We start from the raw sequence: 26,539 nt of genomic DNA, 5'->3' as shown, positions 1-26,539 counted from the left end.
AAATAGTGCCCTAAATTGCAAAATGCCATGACAACTGATGCAGCCGTCATGACGAAGCACATTTAAAAAGCCTGATAGATAGTATCAAAGGATTTTTATCGGCTAGCTACTACTCGCCAAAAGCGCAAATATGATTGCATTAACGCTTTTTATCTTTGTTGGTAAATCTCGGCTTATCTTTGGTGGTAAATTTCTGCGCACGATTACGTTCACGTTGACGTAACTGTTGGGTTTTGGCTTTGGTTGGCGTATCGCTTTTATTAGCATACGGGTTTTCATTCAGTTTAAAGACCACGTTTAGTGGCGTGCCTTCTAACTTAAATACCTGACGGAATTGATTTTCAAGATAGCGCTGATAGCTCTTAGGTAACGAACCAGTTTGATTGCCATGAATGACGATAACGGGCGGATTGTGTCCACCGATATGCGCATAACGCAACTTAATACGGCGACCAGCGACCGTTGGCGGTGGATTGGCAGTAACAGCATCTTGCAAAATCTGCGTCAAACGGTTGGTTGATACCTCAAACATTGACGATTGATAAGCACGCAAAATAGACGGATATAAATTACCCACGCCTGTACCATGCAATGCTGAGATTTGATGAACTTTTACGTAAGGGATAAAGTTAAAACGGCGATCCATCTCAATCTTGATATAGTTCTTTTGATCAGCAGTCAGACCATCCCACTTATTAATTGCAACCACTAGCGCACGACCTGCATCCAACGCATAGCCAATCATATGCAAATCTTGATCGACAATACCTTCATGAGCATCAATAACAATAACGGTTACGTTAGAGTCTTCAATCGCTTGTAAGGTTTTGATAACTGAGAATTTCTCAACTTTTTCATCGATTTTACCACGGCGACGAACACCAGCCGTATCAATCAATACATAATCTTTACCTTCACGCGTATATGGGATATAGATACTATCACGAGTGGTACCCGGCATATCAAAGACGACAACGCGGTCTTCACCAAGCAAACGGTTGACTAGCGTCGATTTACCAACGTTTGGACGACCGATAATAGCAAGTTTCAAACCTCTTGGCTCAACCACATTTTCTTGACTAGGCATATCAGCGGTTAATACTTCGAGCAGATTGCCGACCCCGCGACCGTGACTTGCCGCCATTGGATATGGTTCGCCTAGACCTAATGCATAAAATTCAGCAGGCGCCGAATCATGCACACCATCGACTTTGTTGGCAACGACATATACAGGCTTGCCAAGGGTGTGTAAAAACTTACCAATCTCGGCATCGGCACCAATCATCCCTGCGCGTGCATCAACCACAAATACAATGATATCGGCTTCATGAATGGCAGTATACGACTGCTCAGACATATAATCATCAATATCTCCTCTGCCATCGTCCGCTTCACCAATACCACCGGTATCAACGACAATAAAAGCTTTGTCTTCGTAGGTCGCATCACCGTATTGACGGTCACGAGTCAATCCTGACAAATCAGCAACCAATGCCTGCCGACTTTTAGTGAACTGATTAAATAAGGTGGATTTACCGACGTTTGGACGACCAATTAAGGCGACCACAGGCTTGATACTCATGGGTTACTCTCAGTGAAAGGCACAATGACGGACAGTGCAACTACTTAGATACAATCTCTTTTACAACGTAAATTTACCGTTATAAAAAAGCAAAAAGTAGCAGCCGTTGACCGCAAATTTAAATGAATGATAAGATAAAACGATAGTCAGAAAATAGTTCTTGGCTATCTTACAATGAATAAATGATATTCAGAGGAATGCATCATATATGGATATTATCTGTCACTATTATATATAGATAACGCCAATAATGCACCGGTCGCATAGCGTACGCGAAAGCCGATATGTAAACAAGCAATTTTACAAGGCATTAAACGCTGACTATGCAGCGTTTTCTGTTCATTTTACTACTAGGCCACCTATTTAATGAGCAATATAGAAAAATGCCCATTAAATAGGACTGCAAGTGACTAAGATTAGCGTGCCAACTGCCAAATCGCTACTTGACCTGAGGTGCTTTGGGTCATTAAGCGGCTGCCTTGCACTTGCAAATTGGTCAATGCGCCTTTGGTCTGTACACGGCTGACAATCTTACCCGTGGCTGGGTCAAATAAATGCACAACCCCATCAAAATCACCAACTGCGATATAGTTACCAATCATCACAGGATTGGTCAAATGGCGATAGGCCAATTCTTCACTTTCCCAGAGAACAGCACCATTACTGCGGTTGTAAGCAACCACTTTACCGTCTAAGCTTGTCGCAACCACTTGCTGATTGTTGACTGCAAGCGCTTTTAAACTGGCAAGCTCATTAACAAACATCACTTGGCGCGATGCCAAATCAATACCGAGTAACTGACCACTATAGCTAATGGCAAATAACTGATTGTTATCTACAATTGGCATACCATCAACATCGCTCATGCGTTCAACTTCGCTGCTGCCTGTACCCACACCAACGCGTCTTGACCATAGCGGCAAACCATTATCTACCGTGACAGCATGTAAGCGTCCATCGGCAGTCGCTAGCAACGCTGTCTTAGCATCTAATAACGTTGGTGCAGCGCTACCGCGTACACTAATCGCTGGAACTTGGGTAGCAAACTGCCAAACTGACTGACCAGTCTGCAGCGATAAGCCATGTAGAAAACCATCATTGGCTGACAAGATAACGCGGTTATTGCTAATGAGCGCTGGCGTTAATACTGAACCAGTAAGCTGTTGCTGCCAGCGTTTTGCACCTGTTACACTATCGAATGCCATAACCAGACCGCCACGAGTACTAATAATAGCAGTTTGGCTTAGCTCGTCTATCGCAACACCACCTGTAATCTGGTCGCCAACATTTACTGACCATAAACGCTGACCAGCTTTGTCAAAACCCACCAAATCACCACCGCGCGAGGCAGTAACGATTTGCGAATTGGCATAGCCGACTTGCAAAGTAAGCGGATCTTTTTTACTGACGTTTTTATTACCAAGGTCGGTACTAAAAACCGGCTGCAATACGCTAACAGGTTGCACGATTTGTACCAATTTTACAGGGTCGTTGACGACTGGCTTGATACCTCGATTACACCCAATGACCGCAGTTGCCATCACTGCAATTACGGCTACATGCATGGCCGTTGAGCGCATGGTCTTGGCTTTGATGGTTTTGTTAAAGCGAATAGCTTGAGTCATTATAGGTCTCACTACAAATAAATTAATCATTAATAAATTAGCATTTAATCAGTGATAAAAAACGATAATAACTTAGTACAAATAAGTATTAGTTACCACCATATTACTTCCGACTGATTAGGCTACTTCCTTTGTAGAACGGTTTGAGGTATTACCATGTCTATCGAAATTAGTACTCAAATTTTTGATACTAAGTCTTTATTGCCGAATATTTAGCACTACTATTTTATGCACCAGCACCGGTATTGGCTGCTACTGAATCTTCGCTTACTGGTGCTTGCGATGTTGCCGTAGACTCTTGAATAAGGCTGGTCTGCTCAGCGATAGGCTCAGGGACGATACCCAAACTTTCCATTTTCAATGCCAATACTGCGCGAGTTTCTTGACGCTCACGTAATAAGCTCCAAGCATTATTATAGGATTTAATCGCTGAATCTGAATTGTCTTGTGCCAAATAAATATCACCCAATAATTCTTGCTGACTGGCTTCAAATGAGCTTGGCATATCACGACTGGCTTCTGTCAATGCTGCTTTTGCATCGCCTGCTGCCAAAAGCGTGGTCGCATAGCGCAAACGGGTAATTGCCTCTAGACCTGCATCACCCAAATCTATCGCCAATGCCTTTTTAAAGGTCTCGCCTGCTGCTTTAAAATCATCATTGTCAACTTGCTGACGCGCTTTAATCATTAAAGCCTGCCAAGCATAGACCGATTCTCCATGAGTGCCAACTAAAGTATCAATGTTCTTATCTAGCTGAGTACGACTCTTCTCTAACGATGCTTTTGCCTCCGCTCCTAGATCTGGATTTTGCGATGCCAAGCTCACTTCTTCATTAAGACGTTGAATATCCGCATATTGATCGGCTGCAACGGTATCGACACGTGCATGATTATCCTGCCAATAAGTCCAGCCAAAATAAGCGGCTAACGCCAATAAAATCGCGGTGACAATATAGCTGCCATACTGCTTTAACGCTTGCATTGAGTTGTCTGCATTCGGCGAATTAGGGGTCAGAGCCATATACTTTTACCTGATCAATTTATATTAAAGTGCTAATGCTACGCTCACTACTATTTATGGCGAGAAAAGTTATCTTTATCCGACAGCCAATCTTGCGCTGCTGTTTTTTGTTCGCCAGTTTGCATATCTTTGATGCTAATGGTTTTATCATCCAGCTCTTGCTGGGCGATAATAACGGTCAATGCAGCACCTGACTTATCCGCCTTTTTCATTTGTGCTTTTAAGCTGGTGGCACTTGCCATTTTGACGCGCAAATCTGGACGGCTATAACGCAGGTTTTGCGCATAACTAATACCCGCACTATAAACCTCAGGATGGGCGACCACAAATACATCACAAGCAGGCATATCAGCAATAGGTGCGACAACTTCCATAAGAAGTAATAAACGCTCAAGTCCCATGGCAAAACCAACTGCAGGTTCAGATTTAACCGGTTTATTATCACCTTTACCATCACGGTTATCAGCAGATTTTAGCTGTCCAACCAAACCATCATAGCGACCGCCGGCACAGACAGTTGCTTGGCTACCAAGTTTGTCAGTCACCCACTCAAAAACAGTTTTATTATAGTAATCAAGACCACGCACCAGATGCGGGTTGATTTCAAAGTTGATACCAAGCTCCGTTAAATAAGCTTGTACTTGCTTAAAATGCGCCACGCTTTCTTCACCTAAAAAGTCAGCAAGCTTAGGCGCGTCTACCAATAGGGCTTGGGTGCTGGCTTCTTTGCTGTCTAAAATACGTAGCGGATTGGTCGTCAGGCGGCGCTTACTATCCTCATCTAACTGCTCTTGCTTATCGGTCAGATAGGTGACCAACGCTTCACGATAAGCATGACGCTCATCAATTTCGCCCAGACTATTTAGTTGCAAACGCATCTCATCTTTTAGACCCAGCTCTTGCCACATCAAATGAGTCATCGCAATCAGCTCGGCATCAGCGTCTGGTAAGGCACTACCAAAGCTTTCAACACCTATTTGATGAAATTGACGATAGCGACCCTTTTGTGGGCGTTCATAGCGGAACATTGGACCAATATACCAAAGCTTAGGCGTATCACCGCGTAGTAGATTGTGCTCATTCACCGCTCGTACTGCCCCTGCCGTACCTTCAGGACGCAAGGTAAGCGGCGTTGGTGGATCAGATTTATCGGTAAAGCTATACATCTCTTTTTCAACGATATCCGTAGCACCGCCGATCGCGCGAGCAAACAAATCGGTTTGCTCAACGATAGGCAAGCGAATATGCTCATAACCGTATCTGCCTAGCACATTAGCCAATATAGACTCTAGATACAGCCATTTTGCAGACTGTGCAGGCAAAATATCATTAAACCCTTTAATCGCTTTAATCATGGTACAGTTATGTCCTTTAAGTTTTAACAAACAGCTCTATAATTTTTATTAATAAAACGCTTTATTATCTAACACGTATAATCTCGTTTTCGCGTTTTTTTGCTAATTCTTCTGCATGGGCGCGTACCATACCTTCTATCTCATCAACCAGATTATCTGTATCAATCAGATGACTTTTTTCGCCCATACGATAAACCAATGATTTTGGTGCGGCGCCAACAATACCGATATCAGCTTCCTTCGCTTCACCTGGACCATTTACCTTACAGCCAATCACTGATAAGTTCATTGGTTCACGAATATCCTCTAAACGCGACTCTAACGCGGTCATCACTCTAATCACGTCGAACTCTTGACGTGAGCAGCTTGGGCAAGCAATGAAATTGACACCATTAGAGCGAATATTGAGCGATTTTAAGATATCAAAGCCAATCTTAATTTCTTCTTCTGGCTCTGCAGCTAAGGAGATACGAATCGTATCACCAATACCGTCTAATAATAAACCACCCAGCGCGATAGCAGATTTGACCGAACCAGTACGGTAAACACCAGCTTCAGTCACACCTAAATGCAGAGGATTATCAATTTGTGCTGAAATCAGACGATAGGCATCCATGGTCAAAAATACGTTGCTGGCTTTAACCGATACTTTATATTGATCAAAATTAAGACGTTCTAATATATCAATATGACGCATTGCCGATTCGAGCATCGCTGCGCCATTTGGCTCTTTATACTTACGCTGAATGTCTTTTTCTAAAGAGCCAGCATTGACGCCGATACGAATAGGAATATTGTAATGCTTGGCACAGGCGACTACTTCGCGTACTTTAGCGTCACTACCGATATTGCCCGGGTTAATACGTAAACAATCTGCGCCCGCTGCCGCAACGGCTAAAGCAATTTTGTGGTCAAAATGCACATCTGCTATCAAGGGTACGCTGACCAACTTGCGAATTTCACCAAACGCTTTAACGGTATCCATCGTGGGAGTAGAAACTCGCATCAAATCAGCGCCTGCTTCAACACAGCGCTCAATTTGGGCAACAGTCGCTGCCACATCGCAGGTATCGGTATTGGTCATACTTTGCACACTAATCGGCGCATCACCACCAATCGCGACATCACCGACATATATTTTCTTCGTAAGACGACGGTTAATAGGTGCTGACGTTGACATAGACAAACCCTTTCATGAAAGCAGTAAAAACGAGAATAACAATAAAAACAAGGTAATACTATTTACTTTAAAAACTGAACCAATTGATAAATTAAGGTGCCAATTCAAAACTGGCTTGGCTACCATTTGCATAGCTGTTTAAAGCGACAGATTGCTGATTAAGCATCAAGCGCACGTTATTGATATCATCGATCTGTACATTAAAAGGTGGCATACCTGATAACTGATAATCACCCGCATTCTGCGAGCCCGCTATCAAGCTGCTACCAGTAGCATCTGTAATAGTGACGACAGCAGCATCCGTCAGCTTAACATCCAAAGTGGCAGGAGCAACGTCGCCACCGCCCAAGTTTAGTGCTGAACCTGAAGCGCTAACACCTGTAACATCGGTATTAATAGCTGCGCCTTGTGCTTGTTCTACTGCTGAGATATCTTCAGAGCTAGATATAGGCTGCTCGGTATTTTCCTTGCTGGCATTACTAACCATACGGAATAGGAAAATCGCTAAAATAATGACACCGATCACTGCGATAATTAGTAGCGGATTAAAGCGAATACGATTGTGTGTATCACGCTGTAGCGTACCCATAGGCTGCAGTGGCGACTGAGTATTATTAGCCGAACGCGATTTCAGCTCATTTGGGTAAGCGGCATCAAAGCTACTGGCTATTCTGACTGGGTCGAGACCCAAATATTTGGCATAGTTGATCGCAAAACCGCGCGCAAACGCCACTTGCGGTAAATCTGCAAAATCTTCATTTTCTAACGCTTGCAGGTGACGTTTTAAAATAAACAATTCATTTGCCGCGTCGTCCAAGCTTACTTGCTTAGCTTTGCGAGCTTGCTGCAACATGGCACCAAATGATCCCTGAGCGTTAAAGTTTGTGTTTGATGATGGGGTGGTCATTTCCATGGTGCCTCTGGATTGTTAAGCCAAGTCTTTAGTTGTTTTGCTTCATCACTTAATGGATAAGCAGATAAAAGTTGCTGTGCCAATTGTTGGCGTGTCTTGATGTTTTTTTGCGCTGCCGCCAATTTGATGCCTTGTAGGAGCAAGCGTGGACTAGCACCCTGCCCTTGTACCAATATCAAGGTCTCATCATAGAGCCTTTGTGCCTGCTCAATACGCTGCTGCTCAAGTAATAAATCAACCAGTTCAATATGCGCAATAACGCTATTTCGATTGCCATCTAAAGCCCGTAAAAAAGCCTTTGCCGCTGCAGGATGGTCATTGAGCTGAAGGTAGGTACGACCTAAGTTCTCTAACGCCCCAATACGACCTTCGTAACCAAGGGCAGCACCTGCGGTTTCAAACTGCTCAGCTGCCTCTTTATAACGCTTCATCTGAGATAAATACACGCCATAATTATTGTGAGCTTGATCAAAATCTTTATCGAGCGCAATGGCTTTTTTAAAGTATTGATCCGCTTTTTCAAGATTAAGACGGCTGCCTTCTTGCTGCAACAAAACGCCCATCATATCATAGGCGGGCGCATGACGGCTATCGGCAGCAAAGGCTTTTTCGAGCTGTCTTTGGGCAGCATCAAGCTCGTTTTTGCGGATATATTGTGCAGCAAGTGTCGTTCGAACGCGAGCAATTTCTTGCTGATCCAATTTACGGTTGTCATTGGGTTGCGTTGAGGTTTGATAAGGCGTGCCCGTTATTAGATCGTTGGTTGGCGTGCTTTGACAACCAGAAATCAATAAAGCGCTTAGCGTGCCAGCAAGCAATACACGATGAGCGCTTTTTCTAACAAAAACTGTAGCGCCCAACTGTCTCGCTGCATGAGAAAGAGATGTTTGATACTTGAACTGACAAGAATTTTTAGAAGTCATTATAGCCGCCATCATAAAACTGTGATTCAATGCGCTGAATTAATGCGTTCGATCATAGAGGAATCAGTTTAATAGATTTAGCCTCCATAAGTACAATTTAGTTGTCATTAATTGTCTTGTTCCCTTAGCGTCAGCATTGGCGACTACATTTTATTACCGTTGTGATGCAAAAAAGACAGCTCAACATCTATATTCCAGAAAAAAATTGCGCAGTCAGTCTCACTATGTCATCAGATATTCTCGCGATCCTTGATGCTTTGCTGCCATGCGGCTGAACGACGCGTTCTATCAGCGACTTGCCCAACCAATTGCCCACAAGCGGCGTCAATATCATCGCCACGCGTTTGACGAATCGTACAAACAAAACCTGCTTCACTTAATATATTACTAAAAGCATGAATACGATTATTACTCGACTTATCATAATTTGCATGTGGGAACGGGTTAAACGGTATCAGGTTAATCTTACTGGGTAAATCACCCAACAATGTGACCAATTGCTCAGCATGCTCATTACTATCATTGACACCATCTAGCATCACATATTCAATAGTCACGTGTTTCTTGTGGCGTGGGTTCACATCAAAAACGTAATTTCTCGCCGCTGCCATGAGCTGCTCTAATGGATATTTTTTATTAATCGGCACTAATTCATTACGCAGCTCGTCATTTGGCGCATGTAATGAAATCGCTAAAGCCACGTCAAGCTCCTGTGCCAACTCGTACATTTTTGGCACCACACCTGAAGTCGACAAAGTAACACGGCGCTTTGATAAACCATAAGCATGGTCACTGAGCATCAATTCCATCGAGCTGACAACAGGACGGTAGTTTAGTAACGGCTCACCCATACCCATCATGACGACGTTGGTGACGTTGTTTTCCCACAAGCTATGGTCAACATTTTCTAAACTATCATTTTCATCAGTCATATAAGAGGCATTTGCCACCCATAATTGTCCAAGAATCTCAGCCGCCGTCAAATCGCGCTCAAAGCCCTGCTTACCCGTACTACAAAAACTACAGTCAAGTGCACAGCCCACTTGCGAAGAGACACACAAGGTTTTACGACCGTTTAATTTGCTATCATCTGCGGGAATCAATACGGTCTCAACCAATGAACCGCCAGTGACTTCAAATACCCATTTACGCGTGCCGTCATCACTATATTGACGATGAATCACTTTTGGCGGAATGACACAGGCATTGGCTGATAATTTATCACGCAAAGATTTACTCAGATTGGTCATTTGCTCAAAATCAGTGACACCCTGCTGATATATCCACTTGATGACTTGCGTCGAGCGAAACGGCTTTTCGCCAATACTCTTAAAGTAATCCGCCAGTTGCGCTTGTGTCATACCTAGTAGATTGGTTTTCGCCTGCGCTTCATCTACCAGTTTTATACTCTTAGTAGTTTTAGCAGGTACATGTTGGACGTCAGTTTGAATAGGGCTTTGAGCAGTTGACATAATAAATAACCTTTTTGCATCTACTGGTATGAGCGATGCAATTGTTGAGATGGGTGTTGCTAGACGTACTCAATATATGAGTGCATGAGCAATCCGTTATGAGCGCATTTTTTACCAAAAACTGAAAGCAATATGCTGATAAAGGATTGATAACGCTATATAAAACTAATAATGAGGGAGAAAAGCTAAAATTTCAACACATAGTCAGACTATTATAATAGCTAAAACGGCTTATACCAAAAGATATAAGCCGTTTCGCTACACTAATTATTAATCAGCGCTATTATTATGCATAACAACCATTATGCACAAAAGTGGCTATTAATAAATACTGCTATTAACGCGTACGTGCACACACTTCTTCTTCATTGAAGAAGTAGCTGATTTCACGTGCTGCTGATTCAGCTGAATCTGAACCATGAACCGCGTTTTCATCGATGCTGCTAGCGAAATCAGCACGGATAGTGCCTTCAGCTGCGTCTTTTGGGTTAGTCGCGCCCATGATATCACGATGCGTAGCGATCGCATTTTCGCCTTCTAATACTGATACCAGTACTGGACCTGACGTCATAAATGATACTAGGTCGTTGTAGAATGGACGCTCAGCGTGCTCAGCGTAAAAACCGCCCGCTTTTTTATCATCAAGTTGCATCATTTTAGCAGCAACAATTTTTAGACCTGATTTTTCAAAACGATCGTAGATAGCGCCAATGTTGTTGCCAGCGACTGCGTCAGGTTTGATGATAGATAGAGTACGTTCGTTAGCCATGAAAAGCTCCTAATAAATAAGTGAGAAGTTAAATAATTTACATTGTCTGTGATCATTGCGCTGAGCGAATTCATTTATGAATGTCCAATGCGGATACGCAATACGATGCTCAGCGAATGATTGCTGCCTATTATAATGATTAAGACTGTAAATGATAGGATTAATTTACGGTTGTAACTTGCACAAAAGTAAATTGGATAAGCTTTTACTGCTCATCAATCTTTGATTTATCAAAAACAAAACCCCAATGTTTAGCATTAGGGTTTTGTGAATTAAACATATAATAGCGTTATAACCAATTAAGCATCATACGGGTCACGTAATACAATCGTCTCTTCACGATCAGGACCGGTTGAGATGATATCAACTGGGCAACCAATCAATGCTTCAATACGTTTGATATATATTTTGGCATTTTCAGGCAGCTCATCGTAGTTAGTGATACCAACCGTTGATTCGCTCCAGCCTTGTAGCGTTTCATACTTTGGCGTTACCGCTTCGTAGAACTCTGCATCATGCGCGCCTGCACACTCAGTCTCAGGTAAGTTATAACCCACACCGATTAGCAATTCTTCTAGACCATCTAACACGTCAAGCTTGGTTAGGCAGATACCTGACATAGAGTTAAGTACCACTGCACGGCGTAATGCTTCAGCATCGAACCAACCACAGCGACGCGCGCGACCAGTCGTGGCGCCAAACTCATGACCGACTTTGGCTAAATGTGCACCAACATCATCAAACAATTCAGTTGGGAATGGACCGCTACCAACACGGGTGGTATAGGCTTTCGTGATACCAAGGACATAATCTAAATATAATGGACCGATACCCGTACCTGTAGATACACCACCAGCAGTCACGCTTGAGCTGGTTACAAACGGATAAGTACCGTGATCGATATCAAGTAATGTACCTTGCGCGCCTTCAAACATTAGGTTCTTGCCAGCAAGACGCAATTGGTTCAAATCTTCAGTGACATCAGTTACCATGCCTCTGATTTCTTCTTTCCACTCTTTACAAAGCTTAAGCGTCTCATCAAAATCAATCGCTTCAACTTTATAATACTGAGTCAGTTGGAAGTTATGATATTCGATTAAGTTACGTAGTTTTTCTTCTAAGTCATCACGGAACAAATCAGCAAGCTTGATGGCACGGCGCGCAACTTTATCTTCATAAGCTGGTCCAATACCACGACCAGTCGTACCGATTTTACCACTACCGCGCTTGGCTTCACGCGCTTGATCAAGGGCAACATGATATGGCATGATTAATGGGCAGTTAGGAGAAATACGCAGACGCTCACGTACTGGTACGCCATTCTCTTCTAAACCTTTCATCTCTTTAAGTAGTGCATCAGGTGCTAATACCACGCCATTACCGATAAAGCAGGTAACGTCTTCACGCAAAATACCAGATGGGATTAGGTGTAAGACGGTGGTTTTACCATCTACAACTAACGTATGTCCAGCGTTATGTCCGCCTTGGAAGCGTGCAACTGCTGAGGCTTTTTCGGTTAGTAAATCGACGATTTTACCTTTACCTTCATCGCCCCATTGGCTACCTAAAACTACGACATTCTTACCCATGATAAATCCTTACCTTAATATATTGAGGTGTGTGCAATAAGTGTTTAAAACTACCTATCAAAACGAAAGTAATGCTAAAAACGATACTTTAAACAAAGTATATTTTTAACGACTTAATCACTAAATATCTTTTTATAGCAAACGCTTTTTTTATAGCATTCATAAATGTTAAATATTTTCAAAGTTAAACCGCGTGTAGCTGCCATTGGTTATCGACAAGGCTTAAACGATGAGTCATACCCACTGGAATATCTTTTGCCGTTAATGGCATGGTCACGCGATAGCCCTGCTGACGTAAGCTTGCCACTTGCTGTAATAATAGCTGCAGCTGCTCACTACCCAAATCCTTGAAAGCGTCATAATCGACCAGCACAATAACAGGTGCATCAAGCTGAGTATGCGCGAGCAAACGGCTGACATCCATACTAAAGCCGGTCGCTTGACGTGGCTGATTCGTGGCTAATTGATTACTTTTCATACCATCAAAGCGCCCGCCACGTACCAGCGGCTGAGTTTCACTATTGATATAACCATTGAACACAATGCCCGTATGATAATGATAGCCTGACAGCTCGGTCACATCGATACTGACCGCACACTGCCACTGTACTTGCAAGTGCGCTTTTAGACGTTGCAGCTCATCAATAGCTGTGACAATTTGAGCGTCTTGTTGCGCATTCTCTGACAATCTGCCAAGCAGATTTGCAATGTCATGACCAAAGCGCGCCAAGGTATAAAAATCGCTACCCAGCGGTAGCGCTTGGCAAACCTGCTTAAGCTCTGGCAAGTTCTTATTCGCATAAAGCTGCATCAATTGCTCAGTATCACTTTCTGATAATACTGCCAATTCTGCCAAGCGCTTAAATATCGCTACATGACCCAAATCAACGTGTAATGCTGCGCTCATCTCTAGGCTATTGAGCATGCTAAATAAGACATCAATCAGCTCAATATCTGCTGCAATGTACTCACAACCAAATATCTCAGCGCCTAATTGCAACGGTGTACGTGAACCAAAAAGCCCCGATGGCAAGGTATGAATGACATCGCCTGCATAGCAATAACGCGCGATTCCATCACCGCCATGATGTGCATCAATACGTAGAATCTGCGGCGTGATATCCGCGCGTATACCCATTAAGCGACCAGTTAGCTGATCGATAATCTTAAAGGTTTGACGCTTTAGATCTTCTGAGGCACCGCTCAGTAGTGATTCGGTAAACTCAATCATTGGCGGATTGACCAACTGATAGCCATGGCTGATAAGTTGCTGGATCAATTGATGTCTAAGCACTTCTTGCTTATGGGCGTCTTCAAATAACACATCGACCACCCCATCAGGCAACAACCAGCTATTAGCAACATCGCTGGCAAGATTGCTAAGATAAGGTAAACGGTTGGGTGCGGCGGTATTATCAGCGGGCTGAGTAGCCGCTTGCTTGAGGGTATTTTGCAGGGCAGGTTTTGCAGAATCAGAACTGGCAGACACAATAAATCCTTGTTTGGCGTATCGCTTACCAAAAGCGCGGTAAAGATGCGGTACTTAAAGGTTATATTTCCAATTGCATAGACATCAGGCGTTTTTTATTTTTCACGCGCAACATCACTGACCCAATTATTGATAAGCAAACTAGGTAACCGCAAAAGGGTGAGTAATAGTATTAGTTGGGATGATAAGACGAGTATCTTTATGCGCTAAAATTTATGTGATAGAAAACTATGATAAATAATCAAGGCACTTTATGCTTTAGTTTAGCATAGCAGCTAAGCTTCGCCTAGTGACAATTAACGGCAATCGCCATCTAATTTATTCTATTAACCTTAAAAACTGTCTTTTTTATGACAGATTTATCATCATAAATACCGTATTTCTATAGAGACAATATAGTGTTAACGGCGCAATATTTCCTTTAACTATCTGTTGCATCTATCGTTGAATAACGTCTTAGATGTGCACTCATGTTACACTAGCCTATATTTTTATTTTGGAAGCCTTATGTCCTCTGATTATCATCCAAATCCTGCTACCAACCAAGCCAATGTGCTTGGCACTGCCCTAGCCAGCTGTTGTTTTGATCCGCTTACCGGTTATTATCGTAATGGCTTTTGTCATACGGGCAACCATGATGTTGGTCAACATACCGTTTGCGCCAAAATGACCAGCGAGTTTTTAAACTTTTCAGCCAGTCGCGGTAACGATTTGATTACGCCATTGCCCGAGTATGGTTTCGCCGGTCTACAACCAGGTGACTACTGGTGTATTTGTGCGCTACGTTGGGTTGAAGCACTCGATTTAGGCATGGCACCACAAATCAAGCTTGAAGCATGTCATGAGAGCTTATTAAATTTGGTCGATATTGAGACGCTAAAACGCTTTGCCTTGTAATCCGCATCAGTTGCAGAAGTTATTTTATATTTATTTTTATACTTAGACAGAAGGAGTAGGTATGAATCAAGATGATGACCTGATTGTCAAAACGGCAACGCGTATCACACCTGAGTCTAATGTCAGTCTTATTGACGCCACTATCATAGACGAGCACTCCTATTTAGACAATTATGACAGCTATATCTATGGCGATTCTGATGCAACGGTCGAGGACACTATTGAGACCATGACCGTCTATGATCCAGACTCTGAACGCTATGAGGATATTGAGCCACTCAGTGCTAATGAAGTGGTCAATTGTTATGCTTATTCCCGTAAAACCGGTGAGCAGCTTAATAAAATAGCGCTCAGGGATGTCAGTCGCGCCTTGAGCAATAGCGGTCAGTTTATCTGGTTAGGTCTTTATGAGCCTAGCTTACAGACAATATCCGAGGTAAAAGAAGCCTTTGATCTGCATGAGCTTTCAATCGAAGATGCCTTTGCCGATCATCAGCGCGCCAAAGTTGAAAGCTATGATAATGATACGATATTTGTGGTATTGCGTACTGCTAAGCTTGAAGGTAATGTCATCCGCTATGGGACTACCGCGATATTTATGGGTAAAAACTATCTGATTACGATTCGTAATGGTCCTTCTAACTCCTATGCGCCGGTACGTGAGCACTGTAATCGCCGCCCTGAAAAACTTCGTATGGGACCTATATTTGTCTTGCACGCTGTTATTGATTTTATCGTCGATAACTATATGCCAGTGACCGACCGCTTAGGCAGCTATTTACGTGAGCAAGAGCGTAATATTTTTACTTATGAATTTAATAAAGAAACGCTTAGAAATCTATATGAATTAAAATCACAATTGGTGCATATGCGTGCAGTAATTTTACCAGTGCAGGATATCTGTAGCTTTTTTATAAACCATCAAAAAAGCGATCTGGTCTCACCATTTTCGCATGCTGCAAAACCCTACTTTCGAGATGTGAATGACCATTTACTGCATTCTTTAGATGCCATCAATGGTTTAAATGAGATGCTCAGTGTGGTGATGAATACCTATCTTGCTATGGTAAATATGGGACAGAATGAGGTGGTTCGCAAGCTTGCTGCTTGGGCAGGTATTTTGGCAGTACCGACGGCGATTGCGGGTATCTATGGGATGAACTTCGACTTTATGCCTGAGCTACACTGGCAATATTCTTACTTTATCATCATGGCGGTTATCATTTCACTATGTAGCTTTTTATACCTTAACTTTAAGCGCTTAGGCTGGTTATAAGATAGTGTTTTAGATGAAAAAAGGGCTGCCATATATATATGGAAGCCCTTTTTTTATTAACAGATATTAACTATCGTTAGTAACTCATCGACACCTATCATCCCTTTATTCATGATATTTATCGATAAAAATTATTTAAGAGACTGCTTATTATCAACACAAGGCAAATGATGCTCAGTACTGGTCACTTGATGGTCTTTCAAATAATCTTCTGGTCGCCCAAACATCTTAGCCGTCCAAGTTAATATAACAATTGACGCACTCAGCACCATAATGGCAAAGGAAATCGTTGCTAACAGCCATAAGTGAAAGTTATCTGATACCGCCTGTACATCGACGACTAAATGTCGCGATAACGCCGTAATCGCAATAAATATCAAGAACTGCACTGGCAAACGATGAGTCTTAAAATAGATCCCTATCATCGCTAACAGCTCTAGATAAATAAAGAGTAATAAGATGTCTTTCAAATCCGCTGAACCTTTTTGAAAGATGACAAAGAATTCTTTGCCCGCTGTCCAAACCACCACTACACTGATTAAAAATAAGATTATGTAATGAGAGACATCGACGAACTCTCTACCAATACCTTGTAATCGCTCATGAATATCCACGTTATTTTTAGCCATGTTAGATCCTATCAACGGTAAAGGGGTTGATTTAGCCTGAGTCTTTGTGCTGTCTACTGTGAAGTCTCAGGCTCCTTATCTATCGGCAATCGGTGCTCTTATGCTTAACTCATTAACTCATTAACTCATTAACTCATTAACTCATTAACTGATTAACTGATTAACTATTGTCTAAACCGGCAGCTTTTTCAGCAGCATCAACGGTCTGGCGAATAAGGGTATTAATCGTCATAGGCCCAACGCCACCTGGTACAGGCGTATAAGCACTAGCGATATTTTCTACACCTTGCAATTCGATATCGCCGACGCCGCCATTATCCGTTGGATGAAAGCCTGCATCAATGACCACAGCACCCGCTTTAATCCACTCTGCTTTAATCAATTCAGGTACGCCGACTGCACCAACTACGATATCAGCACGCTTAATATGAGACTCTAAATCTTGCGTTCTTGAATGGCAGATTGTTACTGTACAGTTGGCATTTAATAGCATCATCGCCATTGGTTTACCTAAAATGGCACTACGACCTACTACCACGGCCTCCAAACCAGCCAGCTCAATATTATGCTGCTCTAGTAAATGCATGATACCTTGCGGGGTACATGAGCCATAAGCGGACTGCTGCATTGCCATACGACCAAAGCCAAGACAGGTCACACCATCGACGTCTTTTGCCAAGTCAATCTGCTCAAAGCAAGCACGCTCATCAATATGAGCCGGTACTGGGTGCTGCAGCAAAATACCATGAACATCTGGACTGCTATTCAGCTCGTCTATTTTTGCTATCAGCTCTGCAGTCGTTGTCGCACTTGGCATCTCAACCCTAATAGAATCCATACCGACACGTTTACAAGCATTGCCTTTCATACGTACATAGGTCGCAGAAGCCGGATCATCGCCGACCAATATCGTCGCTAAGCTTGGTGTACGTCCTGTCTTAGCTTTAATAGCGTCTACACGCGTACTCAGTTGCTGTTCTATTTGTTTAGCAAGTGCTTTACCGTCCAAAACGGTAGCAGATCCTTGGGCAGTTGACGTAATAGACGCAATTGACATAGTAACTCCAATAGAGGGTGCGATAAAAAAAGTAAAGACAGCGCCGCAATTGCTTGCATGCCTGTCTTATCCTTGATCAAGGTATGATTGATACTCATATTGTACCTGCCTGAGCCAAAAAATCCTAGCACCCTATATTCGATTCAATTTAAAAAGAACACCGTACTGCTGGGATAAATTTTACGAAGCCTCTGGAGTGCGAAGCGCACAGCAAGCGAGAGAAATTTATCCCAGTGTAATGCTATTCTAAGCATAACTCCTTTATATTGAACTCACTATATTAAAAAGCCATAATTAAAAAACAATAACGTGACCATAAAAAAGTCGATCTATTAAATATTAATAGACCGACTTTTTGTTTTCAAGCACTGTCGTGCATTGATTAAGCAAGCATTTAATAAGTCTGCAGCTCAATACCTATACCTACGCCAACATCAGTGGACTGGATATCTGAATCTACGGCCCAAATTCGGCTAGAGATAAGTGCTTTGGGATTGTATTGATGCTCCCAAGCCACATCAATACTGGTCAACTTATCAGTCTTTGGAAATGCTTGATTAATGGCTTCATCGGCTTGATTCACCTTAGCATGCTGTACTTTTGCATTGATAAAGTTACGGTTATCGAGCCATAAGCGACCACCAAGCGCAATACTTTCCGCATCGCCGCCTAGCGCATAGCCTAATGGGAAACCTTGCTGATAATAGCCGTCGGTATAAATACTATGATCATAAGAGATGCCGCGTACCTCACCACTAGTTCGAGTATCCGTATATTCTGCATACAGCTGGTACGGTTTGCCATATGCAGCAGACGCATAATCAACACCGGCTAGATACATATTTTTCGCGGGCAAGCCGCCTGCTTCATCTTCACCCACGTACTGTGCATAAACGCCTGCAGGTACATTCACTAATGGCGCTAAACTTAAGCGCGCATCGAAACCGCCCAACTGATTAGCGGGATCGCCTCGCTCGTTGCCACCATTATCTTTGGTTCCTAAAAGAGCATCAGTAAAGGAGCCAAAACTCTCTGGACGACCCTCACCGCCCCACATAAAGGTACGAGAAGCCCCGACTTCTAACCATTCCCAAGGGCTAGCGGTAAGTCTTGCACCAAACAGCTTAGCATCAGGAATCGCTTCATAATCTTCAAACTGACCTGCAAATAGCTGATATTGCCAAGGTCCGACCCACGATAAATATTGTGATGTCGGTGCAGCTTGTTGGTCACGCTGCATGGTAAAACCTGCGACCGGCAAGCTTGCATCGCCTCGAATCAGGCTACCATCATGACCAGGTCCCCACCATGTAGGAATTTTACCTGCAATCAACCATTGATTAGCTGCGGTACCAGCAAGATATGAGCCTTCAAAGCTAACGTCTGAGCCATCTTCAATGAGTTTGTCATTTTTTAGATTGGCTTGTAGATTAAATTCCCACTCTGCTTCGCTAAGTGACACCCCAACGCTTGCTTGTTGACCAGCAAGTTGATCATCAGCAAATTTTTGTGGTAGCTGATCTCTATCGGTTTGTATATGCAGTGCTGCCGAGCCTTTTACTACTGAGTCGCGGTTTTGATTCAATCGCGTTTGTACCGACTGCAGGATCTGCTGCTGCGCTGGCGTCTGGGCATTAGCGCTATTTAAAGCGCGTTTGATCTCATTAGCGGTCAGCGGCCAAGTACTGGTGCTAATCTGCGCGACCCCTTGAGTATTGAGCCAGTCAAGGTCTGCCTTGAGTTTAAGATCATTCATATACAGATTTTGTGCCGATGCCAACATCGACACTGAGGATAAGACACTCAAACCCAATAAAATGCTTAGCTTCTTGTCCATGGTCACATACTCTTCGGTTATAAAGGGTTTATTATAAAAGCTAATGGTTTATAAATGCTAGGGGTCAAACAGTAATCTGCATTAACGTCACTGAATTCAACCACTAATATATTATTGGTCATGCACAGTTGATTCTAAATAAAGTAAATACATCATGTTTTGATGCAGGACTGGTATAAATTTTTCTGGCGTGCTGTGCCTGCGCAGACAGAGGCTGCAAAAAATTCATTCCAGTCCCGCTGTATCGTTTTTATACTGGGCTTAGTATATGTTAGCAAATACGTTATCAATCGCCTTTACTGTTTGCTTAATCTCTTCTTCCGTTAGCGTAGGATGCACTAAGAACATCAAGCTGGTTTCACCCAATTGTTTTGCCATTGGCAATCTGCTTTCAGGACGTAAGCCTGTATTATCAAATGCTTTTTCCAGATATACCTCAGAAGCGGATCCTGAAAAACAAGGCACCCCTAAGTCATTTATCTCTTGAATAATACGATCTCGTGACCACTCTTTCGGTAGGTTATCTGACTGCACATAGACGTAAAGCTTATAATAAGCGTGGGTAGAATCTGCAAACTGCACTGATTCTTCTAATCTAGGTACAGAAAGATAGCCTTTTGCTTCCCATTGAGCACAGGCATCTAAGATAGCTTGAGCATTAACCGTACGTTTGGCTGTCCAATCAGGCATTCTCGTTAATTGAATACGACCAATCACACCTTGCATTTCAGTCATGCGCCAATTGGTACCAAAGCTTTCATGTAGCCAGCGATAGCCTGGTGGATGCTCGGTCTCGTAAACCGCCGCGTAGCTTTTGCCATGGTCTTTATAAGCCCACATCTTGCGCCATAACTGCTCATCATTAGTGGTGACCATACCGCCCTCACCGCCTGTGGTCATCACTTTATCTTGGCAAAAGCTCCACGCACCGATATGGCCGATACTACCAACACTACGACCCTTATAACGCGCACCGTGCGCCTGTGCACAGTCCTCTATCACATATAGATTATGCTGTTCTGCCAACGCCATGATGCCATCCATATCACAAGGCCAACCTGCCAAATGCACACAGACGATAGCTTTGGTTTTATCTGTCAGTACTGCGGCGATTGACTCAGGGGTGATATTACCGGTAGCCTCATCGACATCAGCAAAAATAGGGGTCGCTCCCGCATTAACCACTGATGAGATACTCGCAATAAAGGTACGCGGCGTGACGATTACTTCATCGCCTGCGCCGATATCTAACGCTTGTAAGGCAACGTCTAATGCCAACGTACCATTACCCATTGCAATGGCATATTTGCTATCAGCCCATTTAGCGAATTCCGTCTCAAACTGACGACACTCTTGCCCTGTCCAGTAGTTTACCTTATTAGATAATAATACTTGACTGACCGCATCAGCCTCTTCTTGAGTAAAGCTTGGCCAAGGTGAAAATGGGGTGTTTAACATAGTTGCCTCGATGGTGCTTATTTATAATTGACGATTAATAACTTATAACGAAATATTTAATTCTGAGTTTTTATTTATACTTTTTATTTATTGAGGGGTCTTGCAGGATTACCAATCACGACTGCGCCAGCTGGGACGTCTTTGGTAACAACCGCTCCCATTCCTACAATGGCACCTTTACCAATAATTAATGGCTTATCAGGTGTGCCTTGTTTGATGACTGCCCCTGTGCCGATATAAGCATGGTCATGGATATGAATATTGCCATTGCAACTGACACGTGGGGCAAAGGTGACATAGTCGCCAATCACGCAATCATGTTCGACATAGCTATATAGATTGGCATGGAAGCATTTACCGATAGTCACATTCGCAGCGATAGTGACAAATGGACTGATCGCAGCACCGGCAGCTATACTGACTGCATCCATAATTAAGGTGGTCGTTCCTTTTACTGTCCACAACGAGATACCATCTTGAACCAATTTATCTGCAATTTTTTGACGAATGCTGCTATTAGCAATGGCAATCAGGACAAATTTATCATCACAATTTATACTCTTAAATTTTGCATAATTCATCGCCGTATAGCCGTTAACATTAGTATCTTTATCTAATGCGTCGTCAATAAATACGATTTGGCTATTTTCTTGAGCATCTAATCTTTGTAATTGATCAACGGCTACCGGCATTAAGCTACGACCACAGCCTGAGGCACCATAGACGGCAAATACTTTACTCATAGCTATTTTCTAAAGCGGACTGGTCTTGAGAGCCAGTGAACTTACTCATTGTCGCTTCACCATCAGCGCTAATACCGTCTTTGATGACTACTTTTTTTACTGTTTTAAGTAGTATCTTGATATCTAACCAAAGCGATTGATTGTCTACATACCACGTATCAAGCTCAAACTTTTTATCCCAACCAATAGCGTTACGTCCATTCACTTGCGCATAACCCGTAATCCCAGGGCGTACATCATGACGACGCGCTTGCTCTTTACTATATAGCGGCAGATATTCCATCAATAACGGGCGTGGTCCGACTAAGCTCATATCGCCTCTGACAACATTCCACAGCTCAGGCAGCTCATCCAAACTACTATTACGTAGCATTTTACCAAAGTCAGTCAAGCGCTCACTATCAGGCAAAGGATTGCCAGCACTATCTATGGCATCCTTCATGGTACGAAACTTAATCATCTCAAACGGCTTACCGTCTAGACCCGGGCGGGTTTGACGAAATAGCACTGGCGAGCCTAAGTTCTTTTTAACTTTGTAAGCAGTGATGGCGTATACCGGAGATAAAGCGACCAAAGCGGTGGTCGCAGCAGTGATATCGAAAAGGCGTTTGATCATAGTTTTACTCCAATATGAAATAGATATTAGCAGCAATTTTATTTCGTTTATAAGCTTGTCTTATTGGATTGTTTGGTTGAATATAGTTTAAATGGTATGCCTATACTATAAAAACTTATTATAAATCTTCGACATAGCTTTTAGTGAGTTCTTAATCTCAAATTTGGTCGCTTTCTTGACAGCTTCTACAGACATTCTGCGACGAAACTCTTGATCTTCGGACATTTTATATATCGCATTAGATAAAGCTATAGGATCGTTTTGTGGCACTAAAATACCATTTTCTTCGTGATCTATTACTGTACGATGGCCTCTGTCAATAGTAGCAATCACAGGCACTCCACACATCATAGCCTCGACTAGATTTATGCCTAGACCTTCTTGACGGCTAGAAGACATCGCTACATCAGAAACTTGATAGTATTTTTCTACGTTAGTCACAAAACCTAAAAATCGTACTTGTTTATCAAGATCATTATCTACCACATACTGTTTGATCTCATCTAACAAGACACCTCTTCCAGCAAGAAGTAATATGAAATTATCCATTTTATTCAATAGCAACTTAATAGCATCAATCAGCAACCTATGATTTTTTCTCTCAATAAATTCAGCCGCATATATCATCACAAATGTATCTTCGTCTATATCAAGGCTCTCTTTTAATGATGCCTTTTGCTTTTGTGATGGTGGTTCAAATCTACTAGCATCTACTCCAATACCTGGTATCAAATAATAGTCAGTAGAGGCCGAGCCTTTTTTACTTATAATATCTAAGTCTTCTTGATTGATACAAACAATCGCATCCGTTAGATATGACATCATCACTTCAATAGGGTAGTAGGTTAACCACGACCACTTGCTACCTCCTTTGAAAAAATGAAAACCATGAGCTGTATATATTAATCTTGCCCCCTTCTTTCTTGACTCAACCGAAGCTAATCTAGATAGCACACTAGCCATAGGCGTATGACAAGTAATCAAAGAATAATTATTCTCGTTTATTACCTCACGAAGCTCGAACAGACTACTAATATGAGTTAAAGATAATGGAGACCTTTCAAACTCTATATCCCATACCTTAGAAACGTTAGAATCAGAGAAACCTCCTCTACAAGCTACGTGGACTTCATAACCTTGATCGTGAAACCATTCCAAGTAGGGTCTATGAAAAGCATGAAGATGAACAGCAACTGATGCTACAAAAAGAACTTTCTTCTTAATCATAATCAACACCTGGAACTGTCGTTGAATTGACTTTAGTCATCAACTTGTTAAACTGCGCTATGCTTTCAGAACTAGCATTCTTTTTATTTCTTCGATGAAGTAGGTAGTCGAGAGTGCCCGTAATATTCATAGCTTTAACCACACCAGACTTCACATATGACTTAGTAATATATTTCAACTTATCACGTTTTTTATTAATCATACGAGCATGATTATTTCTCTCTAGCTTATAGGCTCGCAAAAGTTTTTGAGGAGTAACATTACCCTCTTCTCTATACATATATAACGGTTCTTTAATAGAAATAGCACGAAAGTCTCCTACTTTTGCAGCTCTGAGCCATAGATCACTATCTTGCCCTAAAGGCAGTGATTCATTATAAGTGTTACGTTCGTACCAACTTTTACGAGCTATAAGACCTGCATGCAAAAATCCTTGAGATTTATCTATTAGCCCTTCAAAAGTGTAGTTTTGCTCATCAGCACCTCTATAACCATTAAAAGAGCCATCGTCTTTTATTGAATATGTACCGCATGAAGCAAGATCATATTTTTCATTATTAATTAAAATCTCTAATAGAGTCTCTATTCTATTTGGCGCCATCATATCATCAGCATCCATACGGGCGATGAAGTCATACTTAGCCATACTTACTAATTGGTTAAGACGCCCTGCTAATTTGCGGTTTTCACCATCTGAATAGACAGTAACTCTAGGATCATCTATCGATTGTGCTATCTCTAATGAGCGATCTGTCGACCCGTCATCAATTAATATAAGCTCCCAACTTTCATGAGTCTGTGCAAATACAGAACGGACTGCATCTAATAACGTAGATTCTGCATTATAAAAAGGAATACAAATGGTCACATAAATATCTTTAGGCATTAAAATATCTCAAAAATAGGATTAATAATATATGGAGACAAGTTACTAAAAGCAGAGGTGGTTAAGATAAAATAAATAATAAACAAAATTACTGCCGAACTAGTTATATAGATATTATTTATTCTCTTAAATATTATTGGTAATATTAAAATCAGTGTCCAAGTAAAATAGGTAAGCAAACGCTGTGGCCCTGAAGGGTTTGCACCTAACATAGCAATGGGTATAATAAAAACCACTCCAATAGCATAAAAGGCAAACAGTTGCATAAACTGTTTATCTCTAACCTTATATATGCGGATGATAAAATATATCACGAATATAAGTATCGTATAGAAGCCTAGTGTCACATAACCACCACCTTCTTGATCTGCAGCGGCATAACTCTCATACCTTTTATTAGAAGCAGAAACATATTCGATTAAAAACCTACTAACAAATAATGAACCTAAAAAGGTTGCTAAGATCTTATAAATAGGTTTTATTCTTAGATTTACTAAAAAGTAAAATGGGATCATAAATAATGCAGTGTTATGAAATAACGAAGCTAAAAAACATATTATTAGATAGGGAATCAATCTTTTTTCTAATAGATAGGGTAAGGCAAGAGCAAATATAGCCATCGCTAAACCCTGTCGCAAACCATTAAAAAAGAAAGTATAGACGCCTAAAGTTATAAACAAAAATATAGAAAACCAATAATTCACGCTGTATTTTTTTATAATAGTGAGATAGCAATAGACAACTATTAAAGCCGTAATAAAAAACAGCCAAAAATAATTATGAGTTAACCTTAACAGAGTATATTCAAGTAATTGGTACCCAGGCTCGATCAGTGTATCAAATTGGAAATTATAAATATCTAAACTATATCTAAAGTCTTTAGTGTAAGTTCCTGAATCCGTACCCACACGAAAACTACGAATTCCGGCGAACAGAGATAAGGTTATTAGAGGTAACCAAAAAGACTTACGGCCTAAAGCTTTCTGTTCTAACAATATCCAAAATACAACGAAGCTAAGAACTAATAGATACGGCAGCATTTAGCCCTCTTTAGAATAGGTACAAAATAATTTATAGATTTATACCCCACTCTCAACTTGAAATAAGCAAATCAAACTGAAGAGGCGGATTACCAAGTTTTTTGTTGAGTACAAAGCACAGATTGTGTGAAAGAATCTTACGAATCAATCGATGAGACAAATGCCATAAATCTCTTGCTCGTACCCTTTGTATATTAAATCGTTCTGATAACTGACCAATGACTGTTTCAACGATACGGCGGGCTTTCATCAGCCGTCTTACCACAGGTTTGGGTCTATCCTCTTTCATGTTAGCTCTGAGTGGCGTTTGTAAATCTACTCCTTGAGCGTCGTAGTACGATGTCAGACTCGGGCTGATATACCCTTTATCAGCGCCAAGTAGCCCATGAATATGAGTGGTGATTTCTGGGGCAACCGCTCTTTCATCAACATTAGCAGGAGCAAAGGTAAAGCCTTTAATCATGCCCGATAAGTTAACAAGCAAATGTCCCTCAAAGCCATAGTATCTCTCTTGCTTAGCCGCACAGTAGCTAAAAGCCGCTAAGTCTTGATAGTTTTTATGCCGATAAGCGCGTCCATAATGACAGACGGGTATCGGAAAGCCATCCATAAAATGAATGTTGTCACGGCCTTCAATTTGACTGACTTTATCTTGTATCTGCTGTTTGACTTGACACAGATTGGCGCAGTGCTTTGCGAAGTTAGGGTATGAGCCGATGGCTGGAAACCAGTCTTGCCAATGCTGGGTAAAGTATTGCCAAATCTGTTTGTCTTGATCAAGGTGTAAAAATTCACCGACCATCTCCATGCAAATGATCTCAGGATCACTTAGCTTTGCGCGTAACCTGCACCTCGCAAGGGCTGGGTGACGACTATTTTGTAATATTGCTCTACCATTAAATAGATATTGATGATAAATTCGTCTATGGGCATCTCACAACTCCATTGTATTCTT

22 protein-coding genes and 1 pseudogene are annotated in these 26,539 nt (G+C 41.9%); 2 read left to right on the top strand and 21 right to left on the bottom strand.

Going from position 1 to position 26,539, the window contains the following annotated elements:
• Window positions 1-139 precede the first annotated feature (139 nt).
• From der to VLA57_RS11160, 11 genes are all read right to left on the bottom strand, one after another.
• Window positions 140-1,582, bottom strand: a complete 1,443-nt coding sequence (der, locus tag VLA57_RS11210; RefSeq protein WP_011513006.1) for a ribosome biogenesis GTPase Der — start codon at window positions 1,580-1,582, stop codon at window positions 140-142.
• 416 nt (window positions 1,583-1,998) lie between these two features.
• Window positions 1,999-3,207, bottom strand: coding sequence for an outer membrane protein assembly factor BamB (gene bamB / locus VLA57_RS11205; protein ID WP_133105242.1), 1,209 nt, complete (start codon window positions 3,205-3,207; stop codon window positions 1,999-2,001).
• A gap of 226 nt (window positions 3,208-3,433) precedes the next feature.
• Window positions 3,434-4,228, bottom strand: a complete 795-nt coding sequence (locus tag VLA57_RS11200) for a YfgM family protein (RefSeq protein WP_133105243.1) — start codon at window positions 4,226-4,228, stop codon at window positions 3,434-3,436.
• Between the two features lie 50 nt (window positions 4,229-4,278).
• Window positions 4,279-5,583 carry a histidine--tRNA ligase gene (hisS, locus tag VLA57_RS11195; protein WP_133105244.1) on the bottom strand — a complete coding sequence of 435 codons (1,305 nt, stop codon included), beginning with the start codon at window positions 5,581-5,583 and terminating at the stop codon, window positions 4,279-4,281.
• Window positions 5,584-5,647: 64 nt separating this feature from the next.
• The gene (gene ispG, locus VLA57_RS11190; RefSeq protein ID WP_011279968.1) at window positions 5,648-6,763 is read right to left on the bottom strand and encodes a flavodoxin-dependent (E)-4-hydroxy-3-methylbut-2-enyl-diphosphate synthase; all 1,116 of its coding nucleotides are present in this window, start codon (window positions 6,761-6,763) and stop codon (window positions 5,648-5,650) included.
• 91 nt (window positions 6,764-6,854) lie between these two features.
• Entirely contained in the window at window positions 6,855-7,670 is an 816-nt protein-coding gene (locus tag VLA57_RS11185) for a helix-turn-helix domain-containing protein (protein ID WP_133105245.1), read from the bottom strand.
• Window positions 7,667-8,599, bottom strand: coding sequence for a type IV pilus biogenesis/stability protein PilW (gene pilW / locus VLA57_RS11180; RefSeq protein WP_227673154.1), 933 nt, complete (start codon window positions 8,597-8,599; stop codon window positions 7,667-7,669). Before pilW ends, VLA57_RS11185 begins: the two co-directional genes overlap by 4 nt.
• A 230-nt stretch (window positions 8,600-8,829) precedes the next feature.
• Entirely contained in the window at window positions 8,830-10,071 is a 1,242-nt protein-coding gene (gene rlmN / locus VLA57_RS11175; RefSeq protein ID WP_227673033.1) for a 23S rRNA (adenine(2503)-C(2))-methyltransferase RlmN, read from the bottom strand.
• A gap of 337 nt (window positions 10,072-10,408) precedes the next feature.
• A complete protein-coding gene (gene ndk, locus VLA57_RS11170; protein ID WP_011512998.1) occupies window positions 10,409-10,840 on the bottom strand; it encodes a nucleoside-diphosphate kinase in 432 nt (143 codons plus the stop codon).
• A gap of 299 nt (window positions 10,841-11,139) precedes the next feature.
• On the bottom strand, window positions 11,140-12,429 hold the full coding sequence (locus VLA57_RS11165; RefSeq protein WP_133105247.1) for an adenylosuccinate synthase: 1,290 nt from the start codon (window positions 12,427-12,429) through the stop codon (window positions 11,140-11,142).
• 184 nt (window positions 12,430-12,613) lie between these two features.
• Window positions 12,614-13,918, bottom strand: a complete 1,305-nt coding sequence (locus tag VLA57_RS11160; RefSeq protein ID WP_333954962.1) for an ATP phosphoribosyltransferase regulatory subunit — start codon at window positions 13,916-13,918, stop codon at window positions 12,614-12,616.
• Between the two features lie 507 nt (window positions 13,919-14,425).
• Between VLA57_RS11160 and VLA57_RS11155 the strand changes: the two genes are divergently transcribed.
• Together VLA57_RS11155 and corA are read left to right on the top strand one after the other, a co-directional pair.
• Window positions 14,426-14,815: a DUF2237 family protein gene (locus VLA57_RS11155; protein WP_133105248.1), complete on the top strand. Its 390-nt coding sequence runs from the start codon at window positions 14,426-14,428 to the stop codon at window positions 14,813-14,815.
• A gap of 61 nt (window positions 14,816-14,876) precedes the next feature.
• Window positions 14,877-16,091 carry a magnesium/cobalt transporter CorA gene (corA, locus tag VLA57_RS11150; RefSeq protein ID WP_133105249.1) on the top strand — a complete coding sequence of 405 codons (1,215 nt, stop codon included), beginning with the start codon at window positions 14,877-14,879 and terminating at the stop codon, window positions 16,089-16,091.
• A 131-nt stretch (window positions 16,092-16,222) separates the two neighbouring features.
• On the opposite strand, the gene VLA57_RS11145 is transcribed toward corA, so the two are convergent.
• The 10 genes and pseudogenes from VLA57_RS11145 to VLA57_RS11100 form a co-directional block, all read right to left on the bottom strand.
• Window positions 16,223-16,720, bottom strand: a complete 498-nt coding sequence (locus VLA57_RS11145) for a phosphate-starvation-inducible PsiE family protein (RefSeq protein WP_133105250.1) — start codon at window positions 16,718-16,720, stop codon at window positions 16,223-16,225.
• Between the two features lie 160 nt (window positions 16,721-16,880).
• Entirely contained in the window at window positions 16,881-17,777 is an 897-nt protein-coding gene (gene folD / locus VLA57_RS11140; RefSeq protein ID WP_201532100.1) for a bifunctional methylenetetrahydrofolate dehydrogenase/methenyltetrahydrofolate cyclohydrolase FolD, read from the bottom strand.
• Window positions 17,778-18,171: 394 nt separating this feature from the next.
• Window positions 18,172-19,614: a capsule assembly Wzi family protein gene (locus VLA57_RS11135; RefSeq protein ID WP_333954960.1), complete on the bottom strand. Its 1,443-nt coding sequence runs from the start codon at window positions 19,612-19,614 to the stop codon at window positions 18,172-18,174.
• Between the two features lie 261 nt (window positions 19,615-19,875).
• Window positions 19,876-21,072, bottom strand: a complete 1,197-nt coding sequence (locus VLA57_RS11130; RefSeq protein WP_333954959.1) for a DegT/DnrJ/EryC1/StrS family aminotransferase — start codon at window positions 21,070-21,072, stop codon at window positions 19,876-19,878.
• 83 nt (window positions 21,073-21,155) lie between these two features.
• Window positions 21,156-21,815 carry an acetyltransferase gene (locus VLA57_RS11125; RefSeq protein ID WP_333954958.1) on the bottom strand — a complete coding sequence of 220 codons (660 nt, stop codon included), beginning with the start codon at window positions 21,813-21,815 and terminating at the stop codon, window positions 21,156-21,158.
• Window positions 21,808-22,431: a sugar transferase gene (locus tag VLA57_RS11120; protein WP_333954957.1), complete on the bottom strand. Its 624-nt coding sequence runs from the start codon at window positions 22,429-22,431 to the stop codon at window positions 21,808-21,810. The genes VLA57_RS11125 and VLA57_RS11120 overlap by 8 nt, the downstream gene beginning before the upstream one ends.
• A 105-nt stretch (window positions 22,432-22,536) precedes the next feature.
• On the bottom strand, window positions 22,537-23,658 hold the full coding sequence (locus VLA57_RS11115; protein WP_333954955.1) for a glycosyltransferase family 4 protein: 1,122 nt from the start codon (window positions 23,656-23,658) through the stop codon (window positions 22,537-22,539).
• Window positions 23,651-24,544 carry a glycosyltransferase family 2 protein gene (locus tag VLA57_RS11110; RefSeq protein WP_333954954.1) on the bottom strand — a complete coding sequence of 298 codons (894 nt, stop codon included), beginning with the start codon at window positions 24,542-24,544 and terminating at the stop codon, window positions 23,651-23,653. The genes VLA57_RS11115 and VLA57_RS11110 overlap by 8 nt, the downstream gene beginning before the upstream one ends.
• The gene (locus VLA57_RS11105; RefSeq protein ID WP_333954953.1) at window positions 24,544-25,584 is read right to left on the bottom strand and encodes an EpsG family protein; all 1,041 of its coding nucleotides are present in this window, start codon (window positions 25,582-25,584) and stop codon (window positions 24,544-24,546) included. Before VLA57_RS11105 ends, VLA57_RS11110 begins: the two co-directional genes overlap by 1 nt.
• A 52-nt stretch (window positions 25,585-25,636) precedes the next feature.
• Window positions 25,637-26,517 (bottom strand): annotated as a pseudogene (locus VLA57_RS11100) (IS982 family transposase).
• Between the last annotated feature and the right edge of the window lie 22 nt (window positions 26,518-26,539).

The organism is Psychrobacter sp. S4(2024) (assembly GCF_036861305.1).
Taxonomy (GTDB): Bacteria; Pseudomonadota; Gammaproteobacteria; order Pseudomonadales; family Moraxellaceae; genus Psychrobacter; species Psychrobacter cryohalolentis.
Note: the sequence above shows the minus strand (reverse complement) of the source record. Positions and strands in the feature narration are given on the sequence as shown.

Excerpts from the sequence above, each read along its gene's own strand:
- folD (WP_201532100.1), bottom strand. The coding sequence starts at position 17,777 with ATGTCAATTGCGTCTATTACGTCAACTGCCCAAGGATCTGCTACCGTT.
- pilW (WP_227673154.1), bottom strand. The coding sequence starts at position 8,599 with ATGACTTCTAAAAATTCTTGTCAGTTCAAGTATCAAACATCTCTTTCT.
- VLA57_RS11105 (WP_333954953.1), bottom strand. The coding sequence starts at position 25,584 with ATGCTGCCGTATCTATTAGTTCTTAGCTTCGTTGTATTTTGGATATTG.
- VLA57_RS11155 (WP_133105248.1), top strand. The coding sequence starts at position 14,426 with ATGTCCTCTGATTATCATCCAAATCCTGCTACCAACCAAGCCAATGTG.
- VLA57_RS11200 (WP_133105243.1), bottom strand. The coding sequence starts at position 4,228 with ATGGCTCTGACCCCTAATTCGCCGAATGCAGACAACTCAATGCAAGCG.
- VLA57_RS11145 (WP_133105250.1), bottom strand. The coding sequence starts at position 16,720 with ATGGCTAAAAATAACGTGGATATTCATGAGCGATTACAAGGTATTGGT.
- rlmN (WP_227673033.1), bottom strand. The coding sequence starts at position 10,071 with ATGTCAACTGCTCAAAGCCCTATTCAAACTGACGTCCAACATGTACCT.
- VLA57_RS11135 (WP_333954960.1), bottom strand. The coding sequence starts at position 19,614 with ATGGACAAGAAGCTAAGCATTTTATTGGGTTTGAGTGTCTTATCCTCA.
- VLA57_RS11130 (WP_333954959.1), bottom strand. The coding sequence starts at position 21,072 with ATGTTAAACACCCCATTTTCACCTTGGCCAAGCTTTACTCAAGAAGAG.
- hisS (WP_133105244.1), bottom strand. The coding sequence starts at position 5,583 with ATGATTAAAGCGATTAAAGGGTTTAATGATATTTTGCCTGCACAGTCT.
- bamB (WP_133105242.1), bottom strand. The coding sequence starts at position 3,207 with ATGACTCAAGCTATTCGCTTTAACAAAACCATCAAAGCCAAGACCATG.
- VLA57_RS11110 (WP_333954954.1), bottom strand. The coding sequence starts at position 24,544 with ATGCCTAAAGATATTTATGTGACCATTTGTATTCCTTTTTATAATGCA.
- corA (WP_133105249.1), top strand. The coding sequence starts at position 14,877 with ATGAATCAAGATGATGACCTGATTGTCAAAACGGCAACGCGTATCACA.
- VLA57_RS11165 (WP_133105247.1), bottom strand. The coding sequence starts at position 12,429 with ATGGGTAAGAATGTCGTAGTTTTAGGTAGCCAATGGGGCGATGAAGGT.
- VLA57_RS11185 (WP_133105245.1), bottom strand. The coding sequence starts at position 7,670 with ATGACCACCCCATCATCAAACACAAACTTTAACGCTCAGGGATCATTT.
- VLA57_RS11125 (WP_333954958.1), bottom strand. The coding sequence starts at position 21,815 with ATGAGTAAAGTATTTGCCGTCTATGGTGCCTCAGGCTGTGGTCGTAGC.
- ispG (WP_011279968.1), bottom strand. The coding sequence starts at position 6,763 with ATGTCAACGTCAGCACCTATTAACCGTCGTCTTACGAAGAAAATATAT.
- ndk (WP_011512998.1), bottom strand. The coding sequence starts at position 10,840 with ATGGCTAACGAACGTACTCTATCTATCATCAAACCTGACGCAGTCGCT.
- der (WP_011513006.1), bottom strand. The coding sequence starts at position 1,582 with ATGAGTATCAAGCCTGTGGTCGCCTTAATTGGTCGTCCAAACGTCGGT.
- VLA57_RS11115 (WP_333954955.1), bottom strand. The coding sequence starts at position 23,658 with ATGATTAAGAAGAAAGTTCTTTTTGTAGCATCAGTTGCTGTTCATCTT.
- VLA57_RS11120 (WP_333954957.1), bottom strand. The coding sequence starts at position 22,431 with ATGATCAAACGCCTTTTCGATATCACTGCTGCGACCACCGCTTTGGTC.